The organism is Sphingobium sp. TomMM7A, assembly GCF_055397305.1.
The window spans coordinates 402,598-426,188 of the sequence record NZ_AP027312.1; the positions used below are offsets into that span (position 1 = coordinate 402,598).

Genomic DNA, 23,591 nt, shown 5'->3' on the forward strand with positions numbered 1-23,591 from the left:
ATGATCCCGCTCCCCTTCAAAATGTGCCCCGCCTCGTCAGGCGGCGCACATCATCCCGGCGCCTGCCTCCGCAACGGCTTCGTCAAATTGCTCGCGAACACCCCAGCGGGCGAGCCTGCGCATGATTTCCATGGCATCATGCGGATAGCCCAGCCCTTCATAAGCGATGCAGCCCAGTGGTGAGAGGCGTTGCGCCCCTCGCAACATGCATCGGTCGGCAATTTCCGCTTGCGCCGCATTGGGATAGATGCCGATCGTCTGGGTGTGAATGGTAACGGCGGCCACTGCGGCATCCAGGTCCGGCACGGGAATGATATTGATGACGCGCCCGCCGATCCGGTCGCTGAACTCAACCGCCTCTGCCTGCTGCGACACGATAACGCCGCCCTCATTCGCCTTGACGCCGAACACGCGATAATCGTCGGAATAGCGGATGCCCTCTATCTCGTCGCGCAACACCGGGTCGAACGCGGGGTGGGGGGAGCTGTAGGCGGCGGGCAGCGCCTGCAACGCCTCATGCACCAACCGGCCAAAGCGGTTCAGCCGGTCGAGCGACGCATCATCACTGCCGCACACGACATAGGCGAGGCGGCTGTTGCCGCAGCCTTCCTGATTGAAATAGCCGAAATCCTTGGCCAGCTGCTGCGCGACCCAGCCCATCTGCTCCTCTGATTCCAACGCTTCCGCGCCTATGATCGAGGCGCTGACCTTGGGATCGAGCGCGATCAGGTCGAGGCCGGAGGTCAGATGCTGGCGGATGTGGTTCATCGACGCAGGGCCGCCCCAGGCAACGATCTTGTCGATGTTGCGCGTGTCATACAGCTTCTTCTCAAAGCCGAGGTCCCCGCCCTTCCAATAGGCGACGGTCATGTGGCGGGTGATTGGGTGGTCGGGGTCCATCGCGATCATCGTCTTCGCGATGGCGACGGCGGTGAAAGGGTCGTTCGACGGGCTTTTGACGATATTGTCACACCGCAGCACGGCCCCGTTGATCACCGCGTGCAACGCCACATTGGGTGCGTTGCCTGCGTTCAGGTGAACGATGCGCGATCCAAAGGCGCGCACCATCGCGTCGCGATCGTGCAGTGGTCTCGCCTTCCAGCCTTCCAGATAGTCGCGGCCGATATTCTGATCGACGGCTTCCTCGACGATGGTCCGGCGCAGATTGGCGGCAAAGGAGACATAGGCGGTGCGCAATATGTCGGGCGACTGGCCCGACGACTGCATGTTCATTTCCAGCGCCAATCGAATGTCGGGATTCGTGTCCGGGTGCAGCCTGCGGCCCAATTCCTCCAGGAAGTCGAGAATATTGTCCAGGCTGACGGAATAATAATCCTGAAGATCGGCGCCATTGCGCAGGACGATCTGGTCCAGATATTTGTTCACGTCGGGGGTCAGGAACGCGATTTCGCCCCGGCGTCCTTCAAAGCGGACCAGGTCATCTTCTATGATGCGGCCCCGGATGATGAGCGGGATAGTATATTCTTTCATCTTCGATACTCCGAGACAGATTGGGTCAGGACGCCTTGGCCAGGAAATCTTCCAGGCTCTGGAAGGCCTGCGGCGTGCGGGCGCACACGATCTTGTCGTCGCCGCCATTCAGTTCCGAAATGCGGTTGATGTCATTGTCCATGAACGGACCCTTGCGCCCGCATGCGCATCCGCCGTCGAAATGGACCGTCACCTGATCGCCCGTGATGACCCCGGCCCAGAAGGTGGTGGGCATGGGATCGAACACGACCATGCGTCCGGTCTGCGTGCCGGTGCGCGGTAGCGATTGACCGGTTGCCGGGTCCATCAGGTGCGTGATGCCCCAGGGCAGGGGATGCAGCTTGTCATGGGGGCAACAGACCGCCGTCGAGCTGGATTCGGTCATGCCATAGACTTCCTTGACGCGCCCCGGCACATGATGCGGGAACCGCTCGGCGACGACATCGCGCCACCCTTCGGGGAAGTTGAACCCTTTGCTCCCGCCGCCGGTCATGATCATGGAATCGGGATGCCATTCGACGAAGATGTCCATCTTCCGGCACGCCTCGGCCATGAGGTAGAGGTTCATGAGAGCCCCGTAAAACATGACCTTCTGGCCTTTCAGGTCAACCACGGCATGTTCGATGAAGCGGGTCCATCGTTCATCCGCATTGGACGCACGGGTTGCGAGCGCACTGGCGATTGCCTGCTCGGCCGGACTCAGCTCCAATTCCTCGCCCAGCGCCTGTGCCCGTTGCAGCCGTCCGTTCAGCCACATCTCGTCAGCGGTCAGCGTGCCATCATCCAGCGTGATGAACATGTCCTCCCGGCCGTCGTAGCAATTTTCCTTCAGGACACGCATGATGAGCGGGATGTTGTGACGGCCGTAACGCGAAGGCCAGGGACAGACGAAAACATATTCGCCGCTCTTTGCGTAAATACCCGGTTCGTCGCGATATGGCTCGACGATATAGGTGTTCTTGTCAACGAACAGGGTTTCTTCGACGGTACTGAGGGGGAAGAGCGAAATCTTGCCACTCGTTCCCGATGAGGTGACGGGCCGCAGGGGCGTCGAGCGCTCGACTTCCAGCAACCATTGTTCGATCGACTCGCAATGTTCGGCATGCACCCCCGACAGGTCGTGCGTGGTAAGCGCCTGAAGCCAGCGGGTCAGCTTGTCGAAGCGCGCTTTCTGCACGTCCAGCGCGGAATAGGATTTGAACATGGTGTGCGGCATCGCTAGGCGCGTGAGGTCATCGAACCCGCTGATTTCCTCTAGTCCGACTTCCTCGGCCAGACGCTGGAGCGCGCGCAATTTGGGCTTCAAATCGCGGAACCGCCGCTGGAACAGGGCGAGCTGAATCTTTTCGACTTCGGCATAATCCAGGTCGAACAGTTCCTCCTGGCTAAGCTCCAGGAAGCGCCAGGGATCTTCTTCCAATCTTTCGTAGAGATTGGCCGTCGGGGTGGATGTCATGAAATGCTCCTGAAATGATAGGTATATGAGGGGCGGCCGATCGTTCGCGCGTGATCAGGCGACATCTGCCGGTAATTCGGGGCGCTTCGACCCGGGATCGAGAGCGTGGCGGAGGGGTTCGGCGGCGGCGGCCTTGCCCGCCCTGCGTCCGAAGAAGGTCGCGCCGCCGATCAGCAGACCGCTCGCATAGCCCCAGCCTTCCACCGAGAGATTGGGGGCCACCTGACCGACCGCGTAAAGGCCGGGAACAGGCGTGCCATCGGCTTTCAGCGCCCGCCCATCGACGTCAGTGTCAACGCCGCCCAGGCTGATGCAACAGAAATAGGCCGAACCCACCGAACAATCGATCGCGGCATAGGGTATCTCCGAAATCGGGGCGAGCCACTTGGGATTCTTGCGGAATTCCTCATCATATCCTGTCGCGGCATAGCGATTATAATTGCCGATCGTCTCCACCAGCGACCCTTCAGGCATGCCAAGGTCGGCTTCCATTTCCGGTATATTGTCCCAGGCATCGACGACCTCATGCTTGCGCTCGGATCGGATGTCGCCAAGCTCCGGCCTGCCGAAATTGACATTGTCGCAGATCAGGTAAGCCTTGCCCTCGGGCTGGTTCAAAATCGCGTCGGTGGACCAGGCGTGATAGACGTCCTCCGCCACGAAGCGGCGGCCCGCGCTGTTCACCAATATGCCTTTGACCAGGCTGGCGGGCGGATAGAAGGGCGATGTAATCATGCTCTGATCCAGCCCGACGGTCGCCGCGTCCATGCTCTGGCCCAGCGCTATGCCTGATCCGTCGGCAGTCGGCACGCCCAGCGGAGCGATGCCCTCCCGCCCAGCTTTCGATCCATGGGCAAGGCCGAGTTCCCGGTCCCACTCGCAACCGCCGGTCGCCAGCACCACGCCCTTGCGCGCCGCCACCGCCATGTTGCGGCCTTCCTGCCGATACTGGACGCCAACGACCGCGCCTGCGTCGTCCCGGACCAGCGCGTTGACCGCTGCATCGTAGATCACACGCACCTTGAGTTCATGCAGGCGCTGGAGCAACCGGTCGAACAACAAATGTCCGACAAATCCGCCCCCCGGCTTGTGACCACGCGGGAAAGGCTCTGCCGCTTCAGACAGGGGCCAGCATGCTTCGCTTCCCGTCCACACCAGCGTTTCATCGCTATGGGGGTGGAAATGCTTGCCGTCGAAATAGCGTTCGTTGAACGTGACGCCCAGCGACATCAGCCAGTCATAATGGCCGACGCTACCCTCGCAATAGGCCTCGATCTTGTCCACGGCCGCCTTCGGCTGAGTGGCCTTTAAAAACCGGGCCATATTCTCCGGCGTGTCGGCAAAGCCATTGGCCTTTTGCGGAGGCGTGCCGCCGCCCAGATAGATGAACCCACCGGACATGGCGGTGGAGCCTCCCCCGCCAGAGGTCCTTTCAATGACCAGAACCTCTGCGCCCGCTTCGGCCGCGGCGATCGCGGCGGAAGCGCCAGCCCCTCCCAGCCCCGCGATTACAACATCCGCCGTCGTCGCGAACGTAACTTCGTCCAGCGTCTTGGCTGCCTCTGTCTTCACTGTGATCCTCCCACTTGTGCGGCCGGGCCGTCTTTGAGTTCCAGCATGCGGACGGGATCAGTCCCGTCCCAATCTTGCGCGGCTTGCGCCACGTCGCGGAACAGGTTGATCAACACCGGCTCTGCGGGCACCAGTTCCAGCATGCAGCCCAGTTCATTGCGGGTGTCGGCATAGGCGACCTGCGCCCCGCCGACCGACCGGAACTCGCTCGCCATCTCTATGCCTCGCGCTCTCAGGCGCCCGATTTCTTCGCCGACATTGTGAACTATCCGGCACATGTGATGAAAGCCGATCTGGCCTTCGGGAACCATGTCGCGATAGGCGGACGGCCCCTTGCTCGTCTGCTGGATCAGTTCGATCTGAACCGGCCCCGCCTGCGCCAGCGCCGCCTTGAAAGCGAGCGGCTCGGGCCGCCCGCGATACAATGCGTCAGGATAGTCGGAGTCGCGCCGGAAAAACGGCCCGACCCCCATGGACAGCCACCGCTCCATCGCATCGTCCAGGTCCGGCACGACCCAGCAATTCTGCAACAGAGCCATCCTCTCATTGCGCGGGATGAGTTCTTCCAATCCCATCAGAAGTCTGCCGCCAGAGACACGCCCCAGGTCCTGCCGACCGACGGAATCGCAAAGTCAATGAACGACCCGATCGTGTTGCTGGACGTGAATCCGTCATAAGTGGTGTTGTTCGTCACATTCTTGACGAAGCCAGTCAGCGTCAGGTCGAGTTTGTCATGCACCGGGAACTGGTAACGCATGGCCAGATCGACCTTGGTCACCGGGGGAATGGACCCGCGTGGATCGTTGAGAACGCTCGTCTCATAACGCGACGTATGATAGAGCGCGGCATTAAGTCCCGCTCGGCCTGCCCCCAGATCGAAAGCATAGTCGGAGATCAGGCCCGCAGTCCATTTAGGCGTACGGCGCAGCTTCAGGTCCGAGAGGTCCGCAAGGCCCTGACCCGCAAGGTTCCCGACGAAACTCAGATATTTCGCGTCCAGATAGCCCCCCGATCCGGTGATCGTCCATCCGGCGACAGGGACCACCGCCAGTTCGGCTTCCACGCCCTTGTATCGGGCCTTGGCAGCATTCACCGTCGCGGTGACAATGCCGCCGCCCGGTGCGACCGTCAGGACATCTTCCTGCTTGTCCTTCAGCGTGTTGTGGAATGCCGCGACGTTCAGGCGAACCCGATGGTTGAACCCTTCGCTCTTGAAGCCGACTTCATAGGCATCCATGATTTCAGGACGATAGGGAATGACGGCGTTGACGATGCTTCCCGCGCGGCCGTTGAACCCGCCCGCATTATAGCCCCGGCTCCAGTTGGCGTAGACCAGCAGGTCGGGCTGGATCTTATATTGCAGCCCGATGCGCGGCGTCAGCTCGTCGAACTTGACCGAGGCGCTCACCGGCCCTTGCTGCGGGCCAAGCACGAACTGATCGCGGATCGGCTGCTGTAGCCTTCCCCACAGCGTGAAGTTCGTCTGCTTGCGATCCCATGTCTGCCGCGCACCTGCCGTCAGGCGCAGCTTGTCCGTAATGTCCCAGTCACCCTGAAAGAAGACCGCGAAGGAACGGCTCTTTTGCCGGATGCGATAGGCGTTGAGCGAGTTGAAGTAGGCCGTGCCCGGCGCTGTAGTCGCCGACAGCCCGGCAAAATCGACCGACGGGAACTGCCGCGCGGTGAACGCATATTCGATGAAGAATGCACCAGCCACGAAGTTGATCGGGCCGTCGAACTGCGTTTCCGCACGCAACTCCTGCGAAAACTGCCAGGAGCTTTCTCGCTTGTCGTTACGCTGTATCGCAAAACGGGTCGCGTCAAAGTCACCAAGCTGATCTTCTTCGTCCTCGCGATAACCCGACAGGCTGACCAACTTGACGCCATCAAGTTCGTGCGCGACCTCCAGCGTCACTGCATTAAGATTGTAATAGGCCGGAAACTGAGTCGTCTCGACATCATTACGCTTCTTGCTGAGCGGCCTGCAAACGATCGAGGTCGCAGGATTGAGACATTGTATATTCTGCCCGGTGACATAAGTCGGATATCCCAGCGTGCCCAGACCATTGGCCGTCAGCAGCTTGGGGCCGGTCAGCGGAATAAGGTCGGGGGTCAGGACCGGCACATAGGGCGGCACTTCGCTATCATCCTCCATCCGCTCGAGCGAAAGGTAGATGCTGGTCCGATCTGAAGGGGTAGCGACCAGCGACAGCATATAATCCCGCATATCGCGTTTGCCTTCGCGATCGCCGGTGATGCTGTTGCGGAACTCGCCATTATGCTTCTTGATCGCGATCGCGCCCTTGACCGCCAACAGGCCGGGGATGATCGGCGCCATCACGACACCTTCAAAGTCCGTTCGTCCGAAACTGCCCACCGTCGCGCGCAGCCTGCCGCTTGTAGGAGCGTCGGGATCGGGACGGGAGCGGATGACGTTCACCGTTCCGCCCGTCGTGTTGCGACCAAACAGCAGGCCCTGCGGACCACGCAAAATCTCCAGTCGTTCGATGTCGAACGCGTCGAGCAGCGTACCGCGTTGAAATGCCAGCGGAATGCCGTCGATGGTGAAACCGATGCCGGATTCAACGGCGCGGTTGGGATCTTGAAGCGAGATGCCGCGCAGGCTGATCTGCGGCGTGTTGAGCGCAGCGCCGGAGCGCGAGATCGTCATGCCCGGCACCATGCCGCGCAGCCCGGTCAACGCATCCAGGTTGGACGCGCGCATAGCCTCGCCGGTGAAAGCCGTCACGGCGACGGGGACATCCTGCAACGGCACGGCCCGTTTCTGGGCGGTGACGATGATGTCCGCCAGCTCAGCCGACGAGGACTGTTTCGAGTCCGCCGAAGCTTGCGCCAAGGCGCTACCGGGTGCCATTACGCCCAAACTGAGCGCCAATAGCGAAGTTCCTGTAAAGGTCCGCATGTTATCCCCTCCATTTATGTCTGTTGTCGGTTTTCCGTTTGTCGCGTCATTTTTCGCGCGACTATAAATCTGATTACCGATGGCTCGTCCTGGGACAGCCACGGATCATATGAAAACCCATTCCGGACATAATGGAAAGTTGGATAATAGGCCGTAGGACCAAGCCGGTGATCGCCGACCAATATCTGACGCTTGTCGGACGTTGAAAAGTAAGGGCAAAGGGGGGCAAGGGAGCCGCGCCGCCGCTCACCGCGTCGGCGCGGAACAATGCCGTAATCGGACAGATGCCGGGTTACGGAGATGTGGCGGTGATGGGAAGGCGAACGACTCGTCCTTCACCGCCACCCGCCCAGCAGTCGTGTACGCTGGGCCGGGGAACTTCAGCGCCGGGGAACTTCAGCGAAAGTGCCGACACAGCGTCGGCATTGCTCAATTCAGGCTTTCTTGCGACGCCTCGCTGCGGGCTTGGCCGCCAATTTGGTGACCGTGGACGCGAGCAATTCGATCTGCGCCGTGGCCATCTCAATGAGTGCCGGGTCGTCGTGCGCGGCCAGGGTTCGGGCGGCCGCCATTATTCTGTCTTCCGGCGTGGGCTCTGCGGTCGTGGTTTCTTCCGGCGCCGCACCGTAACGCGCTTCGGCCCGGGCGAGAAAATCCAGCGCGACTTCTGTCGCCTGCTTTACCGCCAGATCCGTTATCTTGCCCTGCTGCTGGATGCTGGCTTCGAAAATGGCTGACTGGATGATGACAAGGGTACGAAACGGGTCTTCTTCCGACAGCGGTTCGATCGCCCAGCCCGTATGCCACAAAGTATGGTAGGGCAGGGCAGCAACCTTGTCGAAATCCCGCACCAAATGGCGGGATTCGAACGGAATGTGACGGGCCAGCGCGCCTGGCTTTGCTGGACTTGGTTGGTTGAAATAATCCTGGATTCCCTTGATCATCAACGTGACCAATTGCTCCAGGCTTTCCGGCTTGCGCCGCCGAACATAGCGTTCCACTTCGACGCCAGTCTGCTGGACAAACCGGATCGCGATCTGGCCCAATATCTCCTCGACGCTGGCGAAGTGGGAATAGATGGATGTCCGGGTGATGCCGCCATGGTCGGCGATCATGGCGATGGAGATGTCAGCTGGCTTATGCGCCTTGAGCAGTTCAATCGTCGCTTCGATGATCCGGTCGACGCGGGCTCTGCCCGGCGCGCGCTGCCCCAGCTTCTCCCGTTCGGAAAGCAACTCGCTTTGAAGAAACTGAAGGGTATTGGGCTCGGAATCTGTTTTCAAACTGTGAGGTTTGATCTTCGCCGATATTTTCTCCGCTTTACCTTTGAGCGGCGCCAGTCCCTGTTTTTTCATCATTGAACCATATCATAGCGGGGTGAGGTTTCAAGTGAAGTCGGTTCGAAAACAGCTGTCAACTCCGATGTTGCAAAAATAGTATCCTAGCGCACGATATCGCTTTACAGCTTTCCGCTGGCGCGATAGATGGTCCTTATATGACATTTGTCTGTCTCTGAAAGGCTGTGGTGGTCGACCACGCCGGGTATGGAGCGGACTGTAGGGAGAGGTGCGTTGGGCAGTCGACTGTCTGGCAAGACGGCAATTATCACAGGCGCTGGCTCGATGCACGGCATGGGCGCGGCAACTGCCCGCCTGTTCGCTCGGGAAGGTGCGTCGGTGATCCTGACGGACCTTGACGAAGCGGGTGCTGCGGCGGTCGCGGCATCCATCACGCAGGAAGGCGGCATTGCGTTGTCCCGATCGCAGGATGTCCGTCAGGAAGAGGGATGGCAGGAACTCGCCGCCGATGCCCTCAAACGGTTCGGGCACATCGACATTCTCGTGAACAATGCGGGCATCTATCATGCGGCATATGTTTCTGACACACCCGTCGCCATGCTTGACCGCCTTTTCGAAATCAATTTGCGGGGCACGTTCCTGGGTTGCCAGGCGGTGATCCCGCACATGCGCGCCAATGGCGGCGGTTCCATCGTCAATATCTCGTCCATTGCCGCATTGACGGGCGTTCACAGAAGCGCTGCCTATGCCGCTACCAAGGGGGCAGTTCGTGCGCTGACCAAAAGTGTCGCGCTCGATGAAGCGCCCTATGGCATCCGGTGCAATTCGGTGCACCCCGGTACGATCGAAACGCCGATGGTCGATCAATTGCTTCAGGGCGATCCGGCCGCTATCGACGCCGCCACTGCGCCGATCCCGCTCGGTCGCTTGGGCCGACCGGAAGATGTCGCGAACATGTCCCTGTTCCTGGCATCGCAAGAGGCGTCCTATGTGACGGGTGCCGAATTTGTCGTTGATGGAGGCTTGACCATAGCATGAGCGCCGACTTCCTTCCCGTCGCTGCGGCCGCCGATCTGCCGAACAACAGCAGCAAGCCGATAACAGTGAACGGCTTGGACCTTCTGCTGTGTCATGCGGACGGAGAGTTTTTCTGTGTGCAGAATGAATGCACGCATCGCGCTTTTTCCCTGGCAGCCGGACGCATCAGGCGCTGCATGGTGCTGTGCCCCGAACATGGCATGCCCTTCGACCTGCGAACCGGAAATCCCAAGGGTCAGCTGACGGACAAGCCGCTCCGCACGTTCGAAACACGTGTCGTGGATGGCCAGGTAGAGGTCGCGGTGCCTGCGGAGGTAAGTTGAGACAGCTGCGGTCGGCCGCCATTGCGTAATGTGACAAGGGTCGCATAAAGTGGATCGGGGCGCATCACGGCGTCCGGGGAAAAATTGGGGCGAAATGCGTCCTGGAGGAGTAGGATCGTTGCAAGGTCATTTGCATTTCCGCCACTGTGCGCTGGTCGGCTGTTGCGGCGCGGCTCCCCTTAACGATGGACGGACCTCGTTGCCGGAGTACGCGCATTGAACGCGGACTATATCGTTGTTGGCGCGGGAGCGGCGGGCTGCGCCGTCGCCAACCGTCTGTCGGAAGACAGTCGCCACAAGGTAATCCTGCTTGAGGCGGGGGGCACTGACCGTGATCCCCTCATCCATGCGCCCGGCGGGCTGATGCCGCTTTTGACGTCGGGCAAGCATAGCTGGAACTACAGGAGCGCGCCGCAGGAGGAGCTGAACGACCGCGTCCTTTTCCTCCCCCGTGGCAAGGTTCTGGGCGGCGGCAGCTCGATCAACGGCATGATCTATGATCGAGGCACGCCGAGCGATTACGATCGGTGGGCGGCGCTGGGCAATTCCGGCTGGTCCTATGAGGACGTGCTACCCTATTTCAAGCGGGCCGAAAGTTACGAGCCGGGCGGCGATGCGCGGTGGCACGGTCACTCCGGGCCGGTCAGGATCAGCCGCCCCGGCGTCCACAATCCACTCGCCAAGGCGTTCCTGCAAGCCTGCGAAGAAGCTGGCTACCCTTATAATGACGACACCAACGGCGCGGTTCGCGATGGCGCCGGTCCCGTCGACATGTTCGTCAGCCGGGGCCGCCGGTGGAGCGCGGCGACCGCCTACATAAAGCCGTTCCGCTCGCGCTCGAACCTGGAGGTGCGTCTGGGCGCGCAAGTGCTCAAGATATTGGTCGAAAATGGCCGCGCCGTCGGCGTTCGCATCCGGGAAAAAGGGCAGGAGCTTGACCTCCGTGCGGGCGGCGAGGTGATCCTCTGCGGTGGCGGCATCAATTCGCCCCAGCTTCTGATGCTGTCCGGCATCGGTGACGCTTCGGCCCTGTCGCAGGTCGGCGTGAACCCGGTCCATAACCTGCCCGGCGTCGGTCAAAATCTTCAGGACCATCTGTCCACCTATGTGAAGCAGGCGGTGACGCAGCCGGTGTCCCACTATCAATATGTCAGCCCGCTGAAGGGGGCGCTGGCCTTTGCGCAATATCTGGCTTTCCGCACGGGGCCGCTCGCCAGCACCGGCATGGAAGCGGTCGCCTATGTGCGATCGCAACCGGACCTCGCTGAGCCGGACATAAAGCTGTCGCTCGTGCTGGCGCTGATGAATGACACGCTGACAGGCCTGATGCCGCGTCATGGCTTCATGGCGCATGTCTGCGTCGTCCGGCCCCACAGCCGTGGCCATGTGACGCTGGCCTCGCCCGACCCGCATGCCGCGCCGGTCGTGGATCACCGCTACCTCAGCGATGCCCGCGACATGGTCGACTTCCGCAACGGCATCCGCGTGTGCCGCCAGATTTTCGGACAGGCCGCCTTCGATCCCTATCGCGGCGATGAATTGTCGCCGGGCGCGTCCGTACAGACCGACAGCCAGATCGACGCCTTCATCCGTGCCAACGCAAGTGCGGATTATCACACGGCCGGTACGTGCAAGATGGGATCGGACGATGATAGCGTCGTCGATGCCCGCCTGCGGGTCCGGGGCATTGGCGGGCTACGGGTCGCCGACACGTCTGTGATGCCGACGCTCGTCGGCGGAAATACGAACATGCCCGCCATCATGATTGGCGAAAAGGCGGCGGACCTGATCAAGGGACGCAGCCATGCGTGACAAGTGCGAACGACATAGGAAGCGGCGCGAACCGCGAGCGACTGGAGAGCTATAATGCCGGTATGGGATGAGGTTTTCGACGTGGTGGTCATGGGCTCCGGCGCGGCGGGCGTGTCGGCGGCGATCGCGGCACAGCATCGCGGTTGCAAGACGCTGGTGCTGGAGCGCAGCGACAAGCTGGGCGGGACGAGCGCCGTGTCGGGCGGCGTGCCGTGGATCCCCAACAATCACCACATGCACGAGGTTGGAACGACCGACTCGCGCGAACAGGCGCTCACCTATCTTCGCAGCCTTTCGCTCGGCAAAATGGACATCGAACTGGCCGAAACCTATGTCGATGAAGCGCCAGGCGTGTTGCGTTACCTTGAGCAAGAGACCCAGCTGGCGTTCCGGGCGCTCAAGACGCCTGACTATCACCCAGAACATCCCGGCGGCACCTTCGGTCGCTCCGTAAGCCCCGGCCTGTTCCCGGCGGGCGAGTTGGGTGAACTGCGCGCGCATCTGCGTTCGGCCCCCTGCTTCCCGCTGCCTGTCGCGATGACCGACATTGATGACGGAACCAATATGCTGGACCCCGAGATCATCGGCGACCGCCTTGCCAAGGGCATGGTGGGCACCGGCATGGCGCTGATGGCTGGCCTCATCAAGGGCGCGGTGGACAAGGGCGTGGAGTTTCGCCGCAACGCCCGTGGCCGCCGCCTGGTGATCGACGATGGCGCGATTGTCGGTATTGAGGTCGAACAGGATGGCCGCATGGTCAGGATCGGCGCCCGCCGCGCCGTCATTCTGGCAAGCGGGGGCTTTGAATGGAACAAGGACATGGCGACCGACCTGATGGGCGCTCCCATCGAAGGTCCGCTCAGCCCGCCTTTCAATGAGGGCGATGGCCTCATCATGGCGGCCGAGGCGCAGGCGAGCATGGCCAACGCCCATGAAGCCTGGTGGATGCCGATGATCCGCATCCCCGGTGACGAATATGAAGGGCAGCAGCTCAACCGCATGGTGGTCGGCGAAAGAGCCTCGCCCGGTTCGATCATGGTAAACCGCGCGGGCAAGCGCTTCGTCAACGAAGCCCACAATTATAATGACGTTGGCCGCTCCTTCCGCAACTTCGACCCAGTGGCGTTCGACTATCCGAACCTGCCCGCCTGGATCATCCTCGATTCGACTTTCCTCGACAAATATCCGTTCGGCACGCGTTATCCGGGCGATCCGATTCCGGCATGGCTCGAATCCGCGCCGACGCTGCGCGAACTGGCCGAGAAAATCGGCGTAAATCCCGATGGCCTTGAAGACACGGTCACACGCTTCAACGCGAATGTCGAACGGGGTGAGGACCCCGACTTCCACCGTGGCCGGAGCAAATATGATCGTCATTATGGCGACCCGTCACGCGAAGGAGCACTCCAATCGCTGGGGCCGATCCAGCAAGGCCCCTTCTACGCCTGCCGTGTCTATTCCGGCGTTCTCGGCACAAAGGGCGGTCCGAAGATCAACGCCAAGTCCGAAGTGGTGAACGTCAGGGGCGGCCGCATCCCCGGCCTTTACGCGGCGGGCAACGTCTCCGGCGGCTTCACCGGCATGGCCTATCCGGGCGCCGGGGCCACGATCGGGCCGGGCCTGGTTTTCGGCCACATCGCCGGACGCGAGGCGGCGTCCAGCGTCAACAGGTTCTGAAAAGGAGGCGATATTGCCCGAAGTCGAACATACCACAACGGTCACCGCCTCCCTGCCTCAGGTCTGGAATTTCGTCGAGGACATGGACAATTGGGCGCCGTTCCTCACAGGCTATCAGCGCCACGAGAAGATCAACCGCGATGAATCCATCTGGGTTGTGAAGGGCGAACTGGGCGGCCTGACCCGCAGCGCGGAGTTCAAGGTTCAGGTCACGGAATGGAACGAGCCTAGCCGCGTCACCTTCGTGATGCAGGGTTTGCAGGAGCCTGTCACCGGATCGGGCGAGTTTCTGGCGATCGACCTGGGCGGCGGCATGGCGAATGCCGCGCCACCCGCTGCCGTCCCCGCGCATTCTCCTTCCGGCGGCTGGCTGAGCAGATTGTGGGAACGCCTGTCCCGCTGGTTGCTGCGGCGCGTCACCAACAGTGTCGATGTGCAAGCGGCAGCGCCCGTGGCAGATGCGGGCGATCCGAACACGCAGATCACTTTCCGGCTGAACGTTCAGGCGGGCGGAGCCACCGGGCCGGTTCTCAACCTGCTGTTGGGACCAATGCTGAAGCCGGTTGCTGAAGATCTGGCGATGAAGATTGCTCAGGCGGTGGACAAGCCGTCACAGGCATAAATCTTTCGCGGGGTCTGCCGTAAAGGCGTGGACTCCGCGAGGGAATGATACTCCGCTATTGACGGACAAATGTCCGTTATGCATGATCGTCCGGAACCTGGCCGCCGTTTGCCTACGCGTAAAGCGGGCCGTTGGATGTAGCTGGACGATTGGAAACAGGGTCAGCGCGCCGGGATGCGCCTGGATTGAATCGACAGGAGATGGAAATGACGGAAAATCTGGTCGCCGAGGCAGGAGCCGGACGTTCTTCGAAACTTCAGGGTTGGCGCTATTTCGACCGCGACTTCGCGGGGCGGGAGTGGGACGCAGTCTGGACCAAGAGCTGGCTCGTGGTGTGCCGCGAAGACCAGATTCCTGAGCCGGGTGACTTCCTGGTGGAAGAGGTTGGCACGGAATCCATCCTTGTGGTGCGTCAGGAAGATGGTGGCATCAAGGCTTTCTACAATGTCTGCCAGCATCGGGGGAACAAGCTGGTGTCCGTGGCGGAAGGGTCCATGCCATCCTTCACCTGCGCCTATCATAGCTGGAAATGGTCACTGGAAGGCGAATGCATCGGCGCGCAGGACCCGGAGGACTTCTCCGCAGGCTCCCCATGCGGACGCAAGCGGCTTGCCGAGATCAACAGCGAGACCTTCGCCAGCTTCGTCTGGGTGAACATGGACGCCAACCCGATGCCTCTCAAGGAGTATCTGGGCGAACTGTACGAGCCATTGGCGCGCTATCCCTTTGAGCAGATGCACTGTACCCAGGCCATATCAGTGCGGATGCCCTGCAACTGGAAAATCATTTCGGACAATTTCCGCGAAACATATCACATCCCCACCGCGCATCCGGAGGGGTTGTATGTGAACGAGCCCTATTATGTGACAGCGGTCATCGAAACGCTCAAGAACGGCCATGCGCGCCTTGTGACGCCGGGCAGCCAGCCTTCGCGCTATCTGCCCGATGGCAAGCTGGCGATCGACGAGTATCTGATCCAGGATCTCAAGACCTGGGAATTGCAGCCGGAAGATTTCAAGGACAAGCCGCTGGCGATCCGGGAAGCGATCATCGCGCAAAAGCGGAAGCTGGGCGTCGAGCGCGGCCATAGCCATTATGATCGGATGGAAGACGCGCAGCTGACGGATACCTTCCTCTATTCGATCTTCCCCAACCTGACGCTGACCTGTTTTTCGGACGGCATGCTGTTCCTGCGCGCTTGGCCGCATCCGACCGACCCGGAAAAATGCACCTTCGACACCTGGTTCTATGCGACGGGTTCAGAGGATTTCTTTACCAAGATGCTGACCTCGGCGGGCGGCGTTGCCGACACCGTGCGTGCGCCTGTAGAACGCGAATGGCGCAACTTCGGCGAAGGAAGCCTTGGCATCACGCTCGATGGCGATGCGGGCATCATGGAGGCGCAGCAGCGCGGCATGCATTCGCGCGGGTGGAATGGCGCGGAACTGGCTGGTCAGGAAAAGCGGATTTCCCATTATCACGACCGCATCGATCAACTGATCGCCGAAAATGGGATGTCCATCGCCGCTGAATGACGAACGGCGCTGCGGGCGTACGCGTCCGCAGCGCCGATAGGCGTGGCAGCTTCGGTCAGCGGTTGCCGAAATGTAAAAACCTGCGCCCGCATCATCGGGCGGCGAACCGACGATTGCCGATTAAAAGGAGAGGCTCGATGTTCCTGGACCCTGTTTCAGGCCAACTCAAGAAGGTGCGGCAGATCGCATTCGTCGTACCGGACGCGATCGAATGGGCGCGCCGACACATGGCCCGCTTCGGCTCTGGCCCCTTCTTTGTGCTCGCGCACCTTCCCCATGACCTGCAAACCTATCGCGGCAAGGAAATCGACCTCGATACGACAGGTGTCGTCGGCCAGTGGGGCGATGTGATGGTCGAACTGGTGGAACAGCATTGTGACACGCCATCGGCCTACAGCGAACTTTATCCGACGGGTGGTCCCGGCCTGCACCATATGACGGTGTTCGTTGACGACATTCACGCGGCGATCAAGGATTATGAAAGCAAGGGCTTTGATAATATCCTTTATTCCGTCGTGTCACCGCTCGGCGACTCCAAACCCAGCCCCTATGCGATGATGGACACGCGCAAGGAGTTCGGCATGCTGACCGAATTCTATGAAGAGGCCGTTGTCAGCGACTTTTACAAGATGGTGCGCGATGCCGCCGAAGGCTGGGACGGGTCCGATCCCATCCGCTACATATATGGCCAACCCTGAAGGGGATATTCTCGACATGGAAAAGCGTAATCTCGGGAAATCCGACCTTAAAGTCTCTATTGCCGGTCTTGGCTGCAATAATTTCGGCTGGTTTCTGGACAAGGAAAAATCCCTTGAGGTGATCTCGGCTGCACTGGACGCCGGGATCAACTTCTTCGACACCGCCAACAACTATGGTTTTCCTCCCGGAGAATCGGAACGCATTCTCGGCGAAGCTTTTCGCGGTCGCCGGGATTCCGTGATCATCGCCACGAAAGTCGGCGACAAGGTTGGCGACAGCGACGATAATCAGGGTGCGGCCCCTGCCTATGTGCGGCAGGCTCTGGAAGAGAGCCTTGCCAATTTGGGCACTGATTATGTCGATCTCTACCAACTGCATTATCCCGATCCGAAGGTGCCCATCAGCGAAACGCTGGCCGCATTCGACCAGCTGATTCAGGAGGGCAAGGTGCGCTATGTCGGCTGTGCGAACCACAGTGCCGCCCAGCTGGCCGAAGCACTGGACGCAGCCGGAGCCAGCAATCGTGCGGCTTTCATATCATGCCAATCCGAATACAGCCTGCTGGCACGCGATGTCGAAAGCGAACTTGCGCCCTTGATGGTCGCCAATGGTGTCGGGTTTCTCCCTTATTTCCCCCTCGCCAACGGGTTGCTGACGGGCAAATATCTGGGTGGCGACGACAGTTCGGGCCGTCTGGAAACCCTCAAGCAGATACCTTTCTTCGACAAGTTCCTGACGCCGGAAAGGTTTGAGAAAGTCAGCCGTCTCGGGGAGATTTCCCGCAAATCGAGCATTCCGATGGTGAAGCTGGCCCTCGGCTGGCTCGCCGCAAAGCCCTTCGTCTCATCCGTGATCGCCGGGGCGACAAAGCCCGAACAGGTTTACGCCAATGCGCAGGCCTGCATGACAGTCTTGCCGCAAGACATAATGGCCGAGCTGGATCAGCTTTAATTAACGACGGTCCCCGGTCACTGCGGCCGGGAGCGGCGCTATGAAACGGCGGGAAGCTCTAAGCCTCCCGCCGTTTCATTTTCAGCTCTGCGTCAATGCGCCGGTGAATAGGGCGCTGCATCAGCGAAGATTAGCGTTTCCTTCGCACCGCTCCGGCAGATTTCCTGATAGATTTTGCCACCTTCAGGCGCGCTCGCCATGGCCTGGATGCCGGCATCGAAAGCATTCATGTCGGGCAATTTCCAAAGATGGATGACGGTATTGGCCCGCCCGATCTTGGTGACGAGCCCGGCGATCATCTCCCAACCCGCGCCTTCGGCGATGCGCTTCATCTCAGGAACTATGTTCAAAAAGACGGGAAGCGTCTCATAATCGAGTTCCAACGTTGCCTGAAGATAAACGCTCATCTGATATCCACTCCTTGCGATCGCGGCCGGAGCCTGGCTCTCACCGCACATTCGTACGATAAATGACGAACGTCTGATATTCAAGCGACGACATGACGCATCAAAGACTGGTCGCTCGCGTGACAGGGATAGCCGCTTAACCCGCCACGAAATGAAAAAATAACCGTCATATGTCAGATAAAAATGCTCACAAGCGCTTGCTGCGCATGCTTCACTGTTGACCCTCCGGCGAAAAGCAGTTAGCTAGCACACTTGTGTAGCGACAAGTCGATTCAGAAAGAGTCGCGGCCACATCGGATTAAAAATCAGCGTTGAATGGGGAGGGCATATGCGAGGCCTGGCATTTTCGTCGGCGATAGCGATCGCAACTGCGTTGGGCGGCTTTCAGGCGGCATTGGCCGCGGAGCCGCAGCAAGCGCCGGACGCGACCGCAGCCAATCAGCCGCAGCAATCCGAAGGACTTTCGGACATCATCGTAACCGCGCAAAAGCGTGCTGAGCCACTTCAAAGTGTGCCTGTCTCCGTTTCCGCGTTCAGCAATGACACGCTTCAAAAGGCCCGCGTCGACGGCCTGACCGGCCTTCGCGGCCTCGTGCCGGGCATGACCGTCACGCGTTCAGGCGCAGCCGTCGACGTGCCCCAGATCAGCTTGCGCGGCATTTCCATTCAGGACGTCCTGCCCAGCGTCGAGGCCGGTATCGGCATCACGCTAGATGGCATTCCGATCGCGTTCCAGCGCGGCGCGCTCATCGATGCGTACGATGTCCAGCGCGTGGAGGTTCTGCGCGGCCCGCAGGGCGTTCTGAACGGCAAGAACACGACCGGCGGGGTGATCAACGTGATCCGCCTCCGGCCCGACCCGTCGGCGGACACGACGGGCAAGGCGCGCGTCACGGTGGGCAGCTTCGGCCAGAACGACTACGAAGGCTACATTATGGCCCCGGTGATCAAGGACGTGCTTGCGGTCAAGGCGACCGTTTCGGTGCGCAAGGATAATGGCCAGTTCCGCAACATCGTGACCGGCGGACGGGAGGGCGATCGTGATGTCCGGCAATACTCGCTCGCCGCTGTTGCAACCCCCACCGATCGCCTGAACATCTATTTGGCATTCGACCGGCTGGAAAACGACAGCCAGATTCCGCCTTATACGCCCCTTAACGTCCCCGATTTCATCCCTTATCCGTTGCCGGGCTATGTCGGTGGCGCAAACGCGACCTGTTACAATCCGGCGACGAGCATCGTCTGCGGCCCGCTTGCCAATCTCGACAAGGGCAAGAATGTCGTCGAAACGACCCAGCTTCCCGCATCTCTGCGCATGACTGCGGTGACCGGTGAAGTGTCGTACGATTTGACCGATCAGGTCAAATTCGTTTCGCTGACCGGCTATCGCGAGTTCCACGAACGGCAGACCAGCGATTTCGACGCAACCCGCTTTGCGCTGTTCCGCGACAAGGCCCGGGTCGATGCCAAGCAGTTCTCGCAGGAGGCCCGCTTCGCAACGTCGTTCGAGGGGCCGTTCAACGTCGTTGCCGGCGCATTTTACATGAACTACTCCTATACGGAGGTGCAAGATCCGTCGCTTGACGTGTCGATGCTGCCCGACGGGTTTCTCACCACGGGGAGTCCGATCCTCACGAACGGCTTGCCGACTTTCTCGACTCCGCCGGGCGTAGGCTTCCTCAATTCACTCAACCGCTACGATACGCATCAGACCAACAAGACCTTCGCCTTGTTCTTCCAGGCGGACTATGACATCACCGAAAAACTGCAGTTGTCGGTTGGTGCCCGTCAGACCTGGGACAGGAAGACGACTGCCTATAGTTTGTGGGACCCCGTATTTTCTACCGTGCGGGACAATGATGTTATCGGGCCGCTGGTCGGAAGCGTTGCAGGGCGCGCCAAGTTCAAAAAGTTTACGCCGAAGGTGAACCTGCAATACAAGTTTACGCCCGACGTCATGGCCTATGCCCAATACAGCCGTGGTTACAACACCGGCGGCTTCAACGGTCGTCCTGGCAACCTGGTTACCGCAACACAGGCCTATTTGCCCGAAACGATGGATGCGTTCGAGGTCGGCCTCAAGACCGAATTCCTCAATAACCGGGTTCGCCTGAACCTTTCCGCGTTCCACAACACGCTGAGCGACAAGCAGGAAAATATCCTGCAGGTCGTCGGAACCACGAACGTCACCAACACCCTGAACGCCGCCAAGGCTCGCTATCAGGGCCTCGAAGCCGAATTGGCCGTTGCGCCGATGCGGGGGTGGACGATCTCCGGATCGCTCGGCTATCTTGAAGCGAAGTATCTGAACTTCATCGGTAATCTGGGGCAGGGAACGACAGACCTTTCCGGATTGAAGCTGCGGCGCACCCCGAAATGGACCGGTGGTCTGATTTCGGACTACAGCTTCAACGCCGGTCCGGGGACCATCGGCCTGAACGCGGCCCTGTTCCATACGTCGAGCTACCAAACGGACGTGATCAACGACCCGCGTGCGTCGATCCCGCCGGTGACGAAGATCGACCTCGGTGTACGCTACGAATTCCCGGTGAGCGGCAACACCACGCTCGAGGTCTCGGGCTTCGTCAAGAACGTGACCGACAACACCACGTACGACGGTTACACGTCGGGCGAGGCGGTATTCACCTTCATCGACTGGGCCAACCCGTCGCCGGGCCGGACCTGGGGCGCGTCGCTGACCGCGCGCTTCTGACACGACATGGCGGGCCGCCTCGTCAGCCTGGCGAGGCGGCCCGGCCTTTTTCGCTTTTCATCAGGCTGCGGCGGGGCACCGAAAATCCCAGGAGTTGAATATGAGGCTTGAAGGAAAAGTAGCACTGGTCACCGGCGCCGCGGGCGAACAGAACATGGCCCAGAAGATCGCCGAGCGCCTCGCCCAGGAAGGCGCGAAGGTCGTCGTGACCGGTCGTCACGAAGAGCCGTTGCGCAAGCTCGCGGCAGAGATCGGCGGCAGCTACATATTGATGGACATCACCAGCAAGGCCGATGTCGATGCCGCCGCTGACTTTGCCGTCAAAACCTATGGCAAACTGGACGTCGCGGTGAACGCGACTGGCTGGGGCCTGATGAAGCCGACCCATGAAACGACGGAAGCTGATCTCGACAAGATCATGGACATCCAGTTCAAAGGCCCCTTCTTCTTCATCCAGGCGATGTTGCGGGTAATGGGGCAGGGCGGATCGATCATTCAGATTTCCTCCGCAACGGCGACCATCATGCTGGAAAATCACGCCGCCTATATGGGCACCAAGGCCGGAATCGACCATGTGATCCGTACCGTGGCGAACGAATATGGCGCGCGGGGCATCCGGGCGAACTCCATTTCGCCGGGCCTCACCGAAACGCCGATGGCTGGCGACAGCTTCAGCGTGAAGGAACTGATCGACGCCTTTGCAAAGGAATATCCGCTCGGCCGCCTTGGCACGCGCGAAGACATTGCGGCTGCCGTTGTGTGGCTGGCATCCGACGAATGTTTCATGACCGGCCAGAATCTTCAGGTAAATGGCGGGCTCACGCTCCGCCGCAACCCGATCCTGTCCGAACTGGGCGAGGTGGCCGCGCGTGCCACGGCGCATCTGAGCAGCTGACAACGACACAGCGGTGCGGGCGGGAGCATCGCTTCCGTCCGCAAACGCGCAGGGAATGCAGAAAGGGAGGGTAGCGCTGGCTACCCTCCCTATTTCGCTGCTGGCAGCATTTCGATCCCGGCCTGTCGCGGACAGTGCCGAGTTGGCACCGCCTGAACAACCCCTTTGCTACACGTGATAGCCGCCCCGACCTGTCAGCTGCCGGGGCGGCTCTACCTCGTCTTAAAGGTCGGTGAACTGCATCCGGCGGATCGGATCGGTTCCATCAAATCCTTCCGCGGACTTCTTCATATGATCATAGAAGGGACGGGTGCCCTCTTCTTCATAAAGTTCAGTCATCACGCCAAGTTGTTTCGACGTATCCATGATGGCGTAGCGGCCCATACCATTAGGGAAGGTTTCGCCATAAAGAGCAGCCTCGCAGCCTTCAGCTTCATATTGAGCCATCCGCTTGTCCAGATCATCGACGAACATGGCGAAATGATGAATCCGCGACTCGCCCTTCTTCACCAGGTCGCGATAGGCGGACGGTTCATCATCATGCTGCTGCACGAATTCGGCGGTGATATTGCCCCACTGACCATAGACGGAGGTGACGTCGATGACGCTGTCCTTGCCGCGATAGCGATGCACGTGAAGCGGATAATGTTCGACTGCCCAAAACGGCCCCGATCCATAACGGCGGGAATGGGCACGGGCCGCTTCGATGGCGTCTGGCACCACAAAAGCGATCTGCGTGATCGCGAGGGCGGGTGTGAAGATAAAATCACTCATGGCGTTGCTTCCTTCAAAGACAATTGTCAGATGATTGATTCGATGATGAGGGTAATCGCGCGAGGGATCCGATCTTCGCCGACGGCATTGGACCATGTCGGCCGCCGGTGCCCAAGGACATGCCGCAGGTCCGAAAACCAGCGTATTTCCTGGCCCTTGAGCGAGCTGGCCCTCCGCTATGCAGCGCTTTTGGTGACCTTTTGATGATCATTCATCCTCTACCCGGAGCGGCTCATGCCCTGCTCCTCCGTCGCTGATTTCTCGACAAACGACAAATGTCTGCTAACGAATATGCCTCCATTCGTCAAATTGATAAATGGCGGCGTCGACTGAATGGGGCGGGGGAGGCGGCCCTTTGGGTGGCGGGGCAGCGCATTGGTCATTGACTAAATGAACGACAACCGTCAGGTAATATGCCAACACCTTTGGCGCTGACGGGCGTTCGCTGGCGGATTGGGTGCTTGCAACGCGGACCTATGGAGAGGAAAAATGACCTATAATTTGACGGTGCGGCGCGAAGGTGCCGTGTTCATCATCGGCGGAACCGGCGGCGCGGGGTCGGCGATCGTGCGCGCCTTTGCAAAGACTGGCGCCAATATCGCCTTCACCTACAACAGCAATGAAACCAAGGCGAATGCGTTGGTGAATGAACTGGAAAGCGAAGGCATAACGGCATCAGCCAGCAAGCTGGACATAACCGACTTGCAGGCTGTCGAACAATGTATCAGCGGCGTGGTGAAGCGTTTCGGCCATATCCACACGGTCATCTATGCGTCCGGTCCGATGTGGGACAACACTTTGCAACTGGCCGACGTGAAGCCCAGCTTCATGGAGTTTCTCGTCAAGACCGAACTGTTCGGCTTCTTCAACGTGATCAGCGCCACCAAGGAACAGATGCGCGCCAACAAGGGCGTCATCACTGTTTGCACCAGCTTCGGCAACGCCCGTCGCTTCGATCGCGACGGTCAGTCGGCGGTGCCAAAGGCGGGTCTGGAAAGCATGGCGCTTTATCTGGCGGCGGAAGAGGCTGTCTATGGAGTGCGCGCGAATGTCGTCCGCCTGGGCTGGTTCAACTTCGGCATGGGTGCGATCGACAAGACGGAGGCTTCGCTCGATGATCCGGGTCGTGCCATGACCGGCGGCGACGCTGGGGCCGAAGCGCTGGAATGGATGACCAGCCGCATTCGTCTGGGCAATCGGCCGGGTCGGGGCGAGGAGCTTGCCAGCATGGTGCTCTACCTTTCGTCTGAACAGGCGTCCTATGTCACCGGCCAGATCACCTGCGTGGATGGCGGCATTTCGCTTTGAACCTTTGGCAGGCGCCAGTCTTCATGACGGCGCCTGCTCCATGACGGCCCGCTGCACACACACCTGCGTGGGCTGCATCGATAATTGACATATGTCA

General features: G+C 60.3%; 19 protein-coding genes. 11 read left to right on the forward strand and 8 right to left on the reverse strand.

Translation table 11 applies throughout. The annotated features are described in order from the left end of the window. Nucleotides 1-36 precede the first annotated feature (36 nt). The 6 genes from ACZ5ZH_RS14645 to ACZ5ZH_RS14670 all read right to left on the reverse strand — a co-directional run bounded on the left by ACZ5ZH_RS14645 (nt 37) and on the right by ACZ5ZH_RS14670 (nt 8,725). The gene (locus ACZ5ZH_RS14645) at nt 37-1,491 is read right to left on the reverse strand and encodes an acyl-CoA reductase (protein WP_464772799.1); all 1,455 of its coding nucleotides are present in this window, start codon (nt 1,489-1,491) and stop codon (nt 37-39) included. A 25-nt stretch (nt 1,492-1,516) separates the two neighbouring features. Further along, nucleotides 1,517-2,947: a long-chain-fatty-acid--protein ligase gene (locus ACZ5ZH_RS14650; RefSeq protein ID WP_464772800.1), complete on the reverse strand. Its 1,431-nt coding sequence runs from the start codon at nt 2,945-2,947 to the stop codon at nt 1,517-1,519. Between the two features lie 54 nt (nt 2,948-3,001). Next, nucleotides 3,002-4,519: an FAD-dependent oxidoreductase gene (locus ACZ5ZH_RS14655; RefSeq protein WP_464772801.1), complete on the reverse strand. Its 1,518-nt coding sequence runs from the start codon at nt 4,517-4,519 to the stop codon at nt 3,002-3,004. Then, nucleotides 4,516-5,094, reverse strand: coding sequence for a VOC family protein (locus tag ACZ5ZH_RS14660; RefSeq protein ID WP_464772802.1), 579 nt, complete (start codon nt 5,092-5,094; stop codon nt 4,516-4,518). The genes ACZ5ZH_RS14655 and ACZ5ZH_RS14660 overlap by 4 nt, the downstream gene beginning before the upstream one ends. Further along, nucleotides 5,094-7,442 carry a TonB-dependent receptor gene (locus ACZ5ZH_RS14665; RefSeq protein WP_464772803.1) on the reverse strand — a complete coding sequence of 783 codons (2,349 nt, stop codon included), beginning with the start codon at nt 7,440-7,442 and terminating at the stop codon, nt 5,094-5,096. The genes ACZ5ZH_RS14660 and ACZ5ZH_RS14665 overlap by 1 nt, the downstream gene beginning before the upstream one ends. Before the next feature lie 434 nt (nt 7,443-7,876). After that, nucleotides 7,877-8,725, reverse strand: coding sequence for a TetR/AcrR family transcriptional regulator (locus tag ACZ5ZH_RS14670; RefSeq protein ID WP_460988914.1), 849 nt, complete (start codon nt 8,723-8,725; stop codon nt 7,877-7,879). Nucleotides 8,726-8,986: 261 nt separating this feature from the next. Between ACZ5ZH_RS14670 and ACZ5ZH_RS14675 the strand changes: the two genes are divergently transcribed. From ACZ5ZH_RS14675 to ACZ5ZH_RS14710, 8 genes are all read left to right on the forward strand, one after another. After that, entirely contained in the window at nt 8,987-9,778 is a 792-nt protein-coding gene (locus tag ACZ5ZH_RS14675) for an SDR family NAD(P)-dependent oxidoreductase (protein WP_464775256.1), read from the forward strand. After that, nucleotides 9,775-10,101 carry a Rieske (2Fe-2S) protein gene (locus ACZ5ZH_RS14680; protein ID WP_196227127.1) on the forward strand — a complete coding sequence of 109 codons (327 nt, stop codon included), beginning with the start codon at nt 9,775-9,777 and terminating at the stop codon, nt 10,099-10,101. The genes ACZ5ZH_RS14675 and ACZ5ZH_RS14680 overlap by 4 nt, the downstream gene beginning before the upstream one ends. 216 nt (nt 10,102-10,317) lie before the next feature. Then, nucleotides 10,318-11,913, forward strand: coding sequence for a GMC family oxidoreductase (locus ACZ5ZH_RS14685; RefSeq protein WP_464772805.1), 1,596 nt, complete (start codon nt 10,318-10,320; stop codon nt 11,911-11,913). Between the two features lie 54 nt (nt 11,914-11,967). Further along, a complete protein-coding gene (locus ACZ5ZH_RS14690) occupies nt 11,968-13,590 on the forward strand; it encodes an FAD-dependent oxidoreductase (RefSeq protein WP_449468940.1) in 1,623 nt (540 codons plus the stop codon). Between the two features lie 13 nt (nt 13,591-13,603). Next, nucleotides 13,604-14,212 carry a CoxG family protein gene (locus ACZ5ZH_RS14695; protein ID WP_464772806.1) on the forward strand — a complete coding sequence of 203 codons (609 nt, stop codon included), beginning with the start codon at nt 13,604-13,606 and terminating at the stop codon, nt 14,210-14,212. Nucleotides 14,213-14,418: 206 nt separating this feature from the next. Next, nucleotides 14,419-15,747: an aromatic ring-hydroxylating oxygenase subunit alpha gene (locus ACZ5ZH_RS14700; protein ID WP_464772807.1), complete on the forward strand. Its 1,329-nt coding sequence runs from the start codon at nt 14,419-14,421 to the stop codon at nt 15,745-15,747. Nucleotides 15,748-15,884: 137 nt separating this feature from the next. Further along, complete coding sequence (locus tag ACZ5ZH_RS14705) at nt 15,885-16,445, forward strand: VOC family protein (RefSeq protein WP_449468945.1); 561 nt, start codon at nt 15,885-15,887, stop codon at nt 16,443-16,445. A 16-nt stretch (nt 16,446-16,461) separates the two neighbouring features. Next, on the forward strand, nt 16,462-17,397 hold the full coding sequence (locus tag ACZ5ZH_RS14710) for an aldo/keto reductase (protein ID WP_464775253.1): 936 nt from the start codon (nt 16,462-16,464) through the stop codon (nt 17,395-17,397). A gap of 92 nt (nt 17,398-17,489) precedes the next feature. On the opposite strand, the gene ACZ5ZH_RS14715 is transcribed toward ACZ5ZH_RS14710, so the two are convergent. After that, nucleotides 17,490-17,804, reverse strand: coding sequence for an NIPSNAP family protein (locus ACZ5ZH_RS14715; RefSeq protein ID WP_196227133.1), 315 nt, complete (start codon nt 17,802-17,804; stop codon nt 17,490-17,492). Between the two features lie 328 nt (nt 17,805-18,132). Between ACZ5ZH_RS14715 and ACZ5ZH_RS14720 the strand changes: the two genes are divergently transcribed. Both ACZ5ZH_RS14720 and ACZ5ZH_RS14725 read left to right on the forward strand, forming a co-directional pair. Continuing rightward, on the forward strand, nt 18,133-20,517 hold the full coding sequence (locus tag ACZ5ZH_RS14720; protein WP_464772809.1) for a TonB-dependent receptor: 2,385 nt from the start codon (nt 18,133-18,135) through the stop codon (nt 20,515-20,517). A 100-nt stretch (nt 20,518-20,617) separates the two neighbouring features. Further along, a complete protein-coding gene (locus tag ACZ5ZH_RS14725) occupies nt 20,618-21,412 on the forward strand; it encodes an SDR family oxidoreductase (protein WP_460988923.1) in 795 nt (264 codons plus the stop codon). A 222-nt stretch (nt 21,413-21,634) separates the two neighbouring features. Here ACZ5ZH_RS14725 and ACZ5ZH_RS14730 read toward each other — a convergent pair whose 3' ends face one another. Beyond that, entirely contained in the window at nt 21,635-22,186 is a 552-nt protein-coding gene (locus tag ACZ5ZH_RS14730; protein WP_449468953.1) for a VOC family protein, read from the reverse strand. A gap of 489 nt (nt 22,187-22,675) precedes the next feature. Here ACZ5ZH_RS14730 and ACZ5ZH_RS14735 point away from each other — a divergent pair, with 489 nt between their 5' ends. Then, nucleotides 22,676-23,494 carry an SDR family NAD(P)-dependent oxidoreductase gene (locus tag ACZ5ZH_RS14735; protein ID WP_464772810.1) on the forward strand — a complete coding sequence of 273 codons (819 nt, stop codon included), beginning with the start codon at nt 22,676-22,678 and terminating at the stop codon, nt 23,492-23,494. Nucleotides 23,495-23,591: the final 97 nt, after the last annotated feature.

Bases quoted from the DNA above. Each gene is read 5' to 3' on its own strand.
- ACZ5ZH_RS14645 (WP_464772799.1), bottom strand. From the start codon at position 1,491: ATGAAAGAATATACTATCCCGCTCATCATCCGGGGCCGCATCATAGAA.
- ACZ5ZH_RS14650 (WP_464772800.1), bottom strand. From the start codon at position 2,947: ATGACATCCACCCCGACGGCCAATCTCTACGAAAGATTGGAAGAAGAT.
- ACZ5ZH_RS14660 (WP_464772802.1), bottom strand. From the start codon at position 5,094: ATGGGATTGGAAGAACTCATCCCGCGCAATGAGAGGATGGCTCTGTTG.
- ACZ5ZH_RS14665 (WP_464772803.1), bottom strand. From the start codon at position 7,442: ATGCGGACCTTTACAGGAACTTCGCTATTGGCGCTCAGTTTGGGCGTA.
- ACZ5ZH_RS14675 (WP_464775256.1), top strand. From the start codon at position 8,987: ATGGAGCGGACTGTAGGGAGAGGTGCGTTGGGCAGTCGACTGTCTGGC.
- ACZ5ZH_RS14680 (WP_196227127.1), top strand. From the start codon at position 9,775: ATGAGCGCCGACTTCCTTCCCGTCGCTGCGGCCGCCGATCTGCCGAAC.
- ACZ5ZH_RS14690 (WP_449468940.1), top strand. From the start codon at position 11,968: ATGCCGGTATGGGATGAGGTTTTCGACGTGGTGGTCATGGGCTCCGGC.
- ACZ5ZH_RS14700 (WP_464772807.1), top strand. From the start codon at position 14,419: ATGACGGAAAATCTGGTCGCCGAGGCAGGAGCCGGACGTTCTTCGAAA.
- ACZ5ZH_RS14705 (WP_449468945.1), top strand. From the start codon at position 15,885: ATGTTCCTGGACCCTGTTTCAGGCCAACTCAAGAAGGTGCGGCAGATC.
- ACZ5ZH_RS14710 (WP_464775253.1), top strand. From the start codon at position 16,462: ATGGAAAAGCGTAATCTCGGGAAATCCGACCTTAAAGTCTCTATTGCC.
- ACZ5ZH_RS14715 (WP_196227133.1), bottom strand. From the start codon at position 17,804: ATGAGCGTTTATCTTCAGGCAACGTTGGAACTCGATTATGAGACGCTT.
- ACZ5ZH_RS14720 (WP_464772809.1), top strand. From the start codon at position 18,133: ATGCGAGGCCTGGCATTTTCGTCGGCGATAGCGATCGCAACTGCGTTG.
- ACZ5ZH_RS14725 (WP_460988923.1), top strand. From the start codon at position 20,618: ATGAGGCTTGAAGGAAAAGTAGCACTGGTCACCGGCGCCGCGGGCGAA.
- ACZ5ZH_RS14730 (WP_449468953.1), bottom strand. From the start codon at position 22,186: ATGAGTGATTTTATCTTCACACCCGCCCTCGCGATCACGCAGATCGCT.
- ACZ5ZH_RS14735 (WP_464772810.1), top strand. From the start codon at position 22,676: ATGACCTATAATTTGACGGTGCGGCGCGAAGGTGCCGTGTTCATCATC.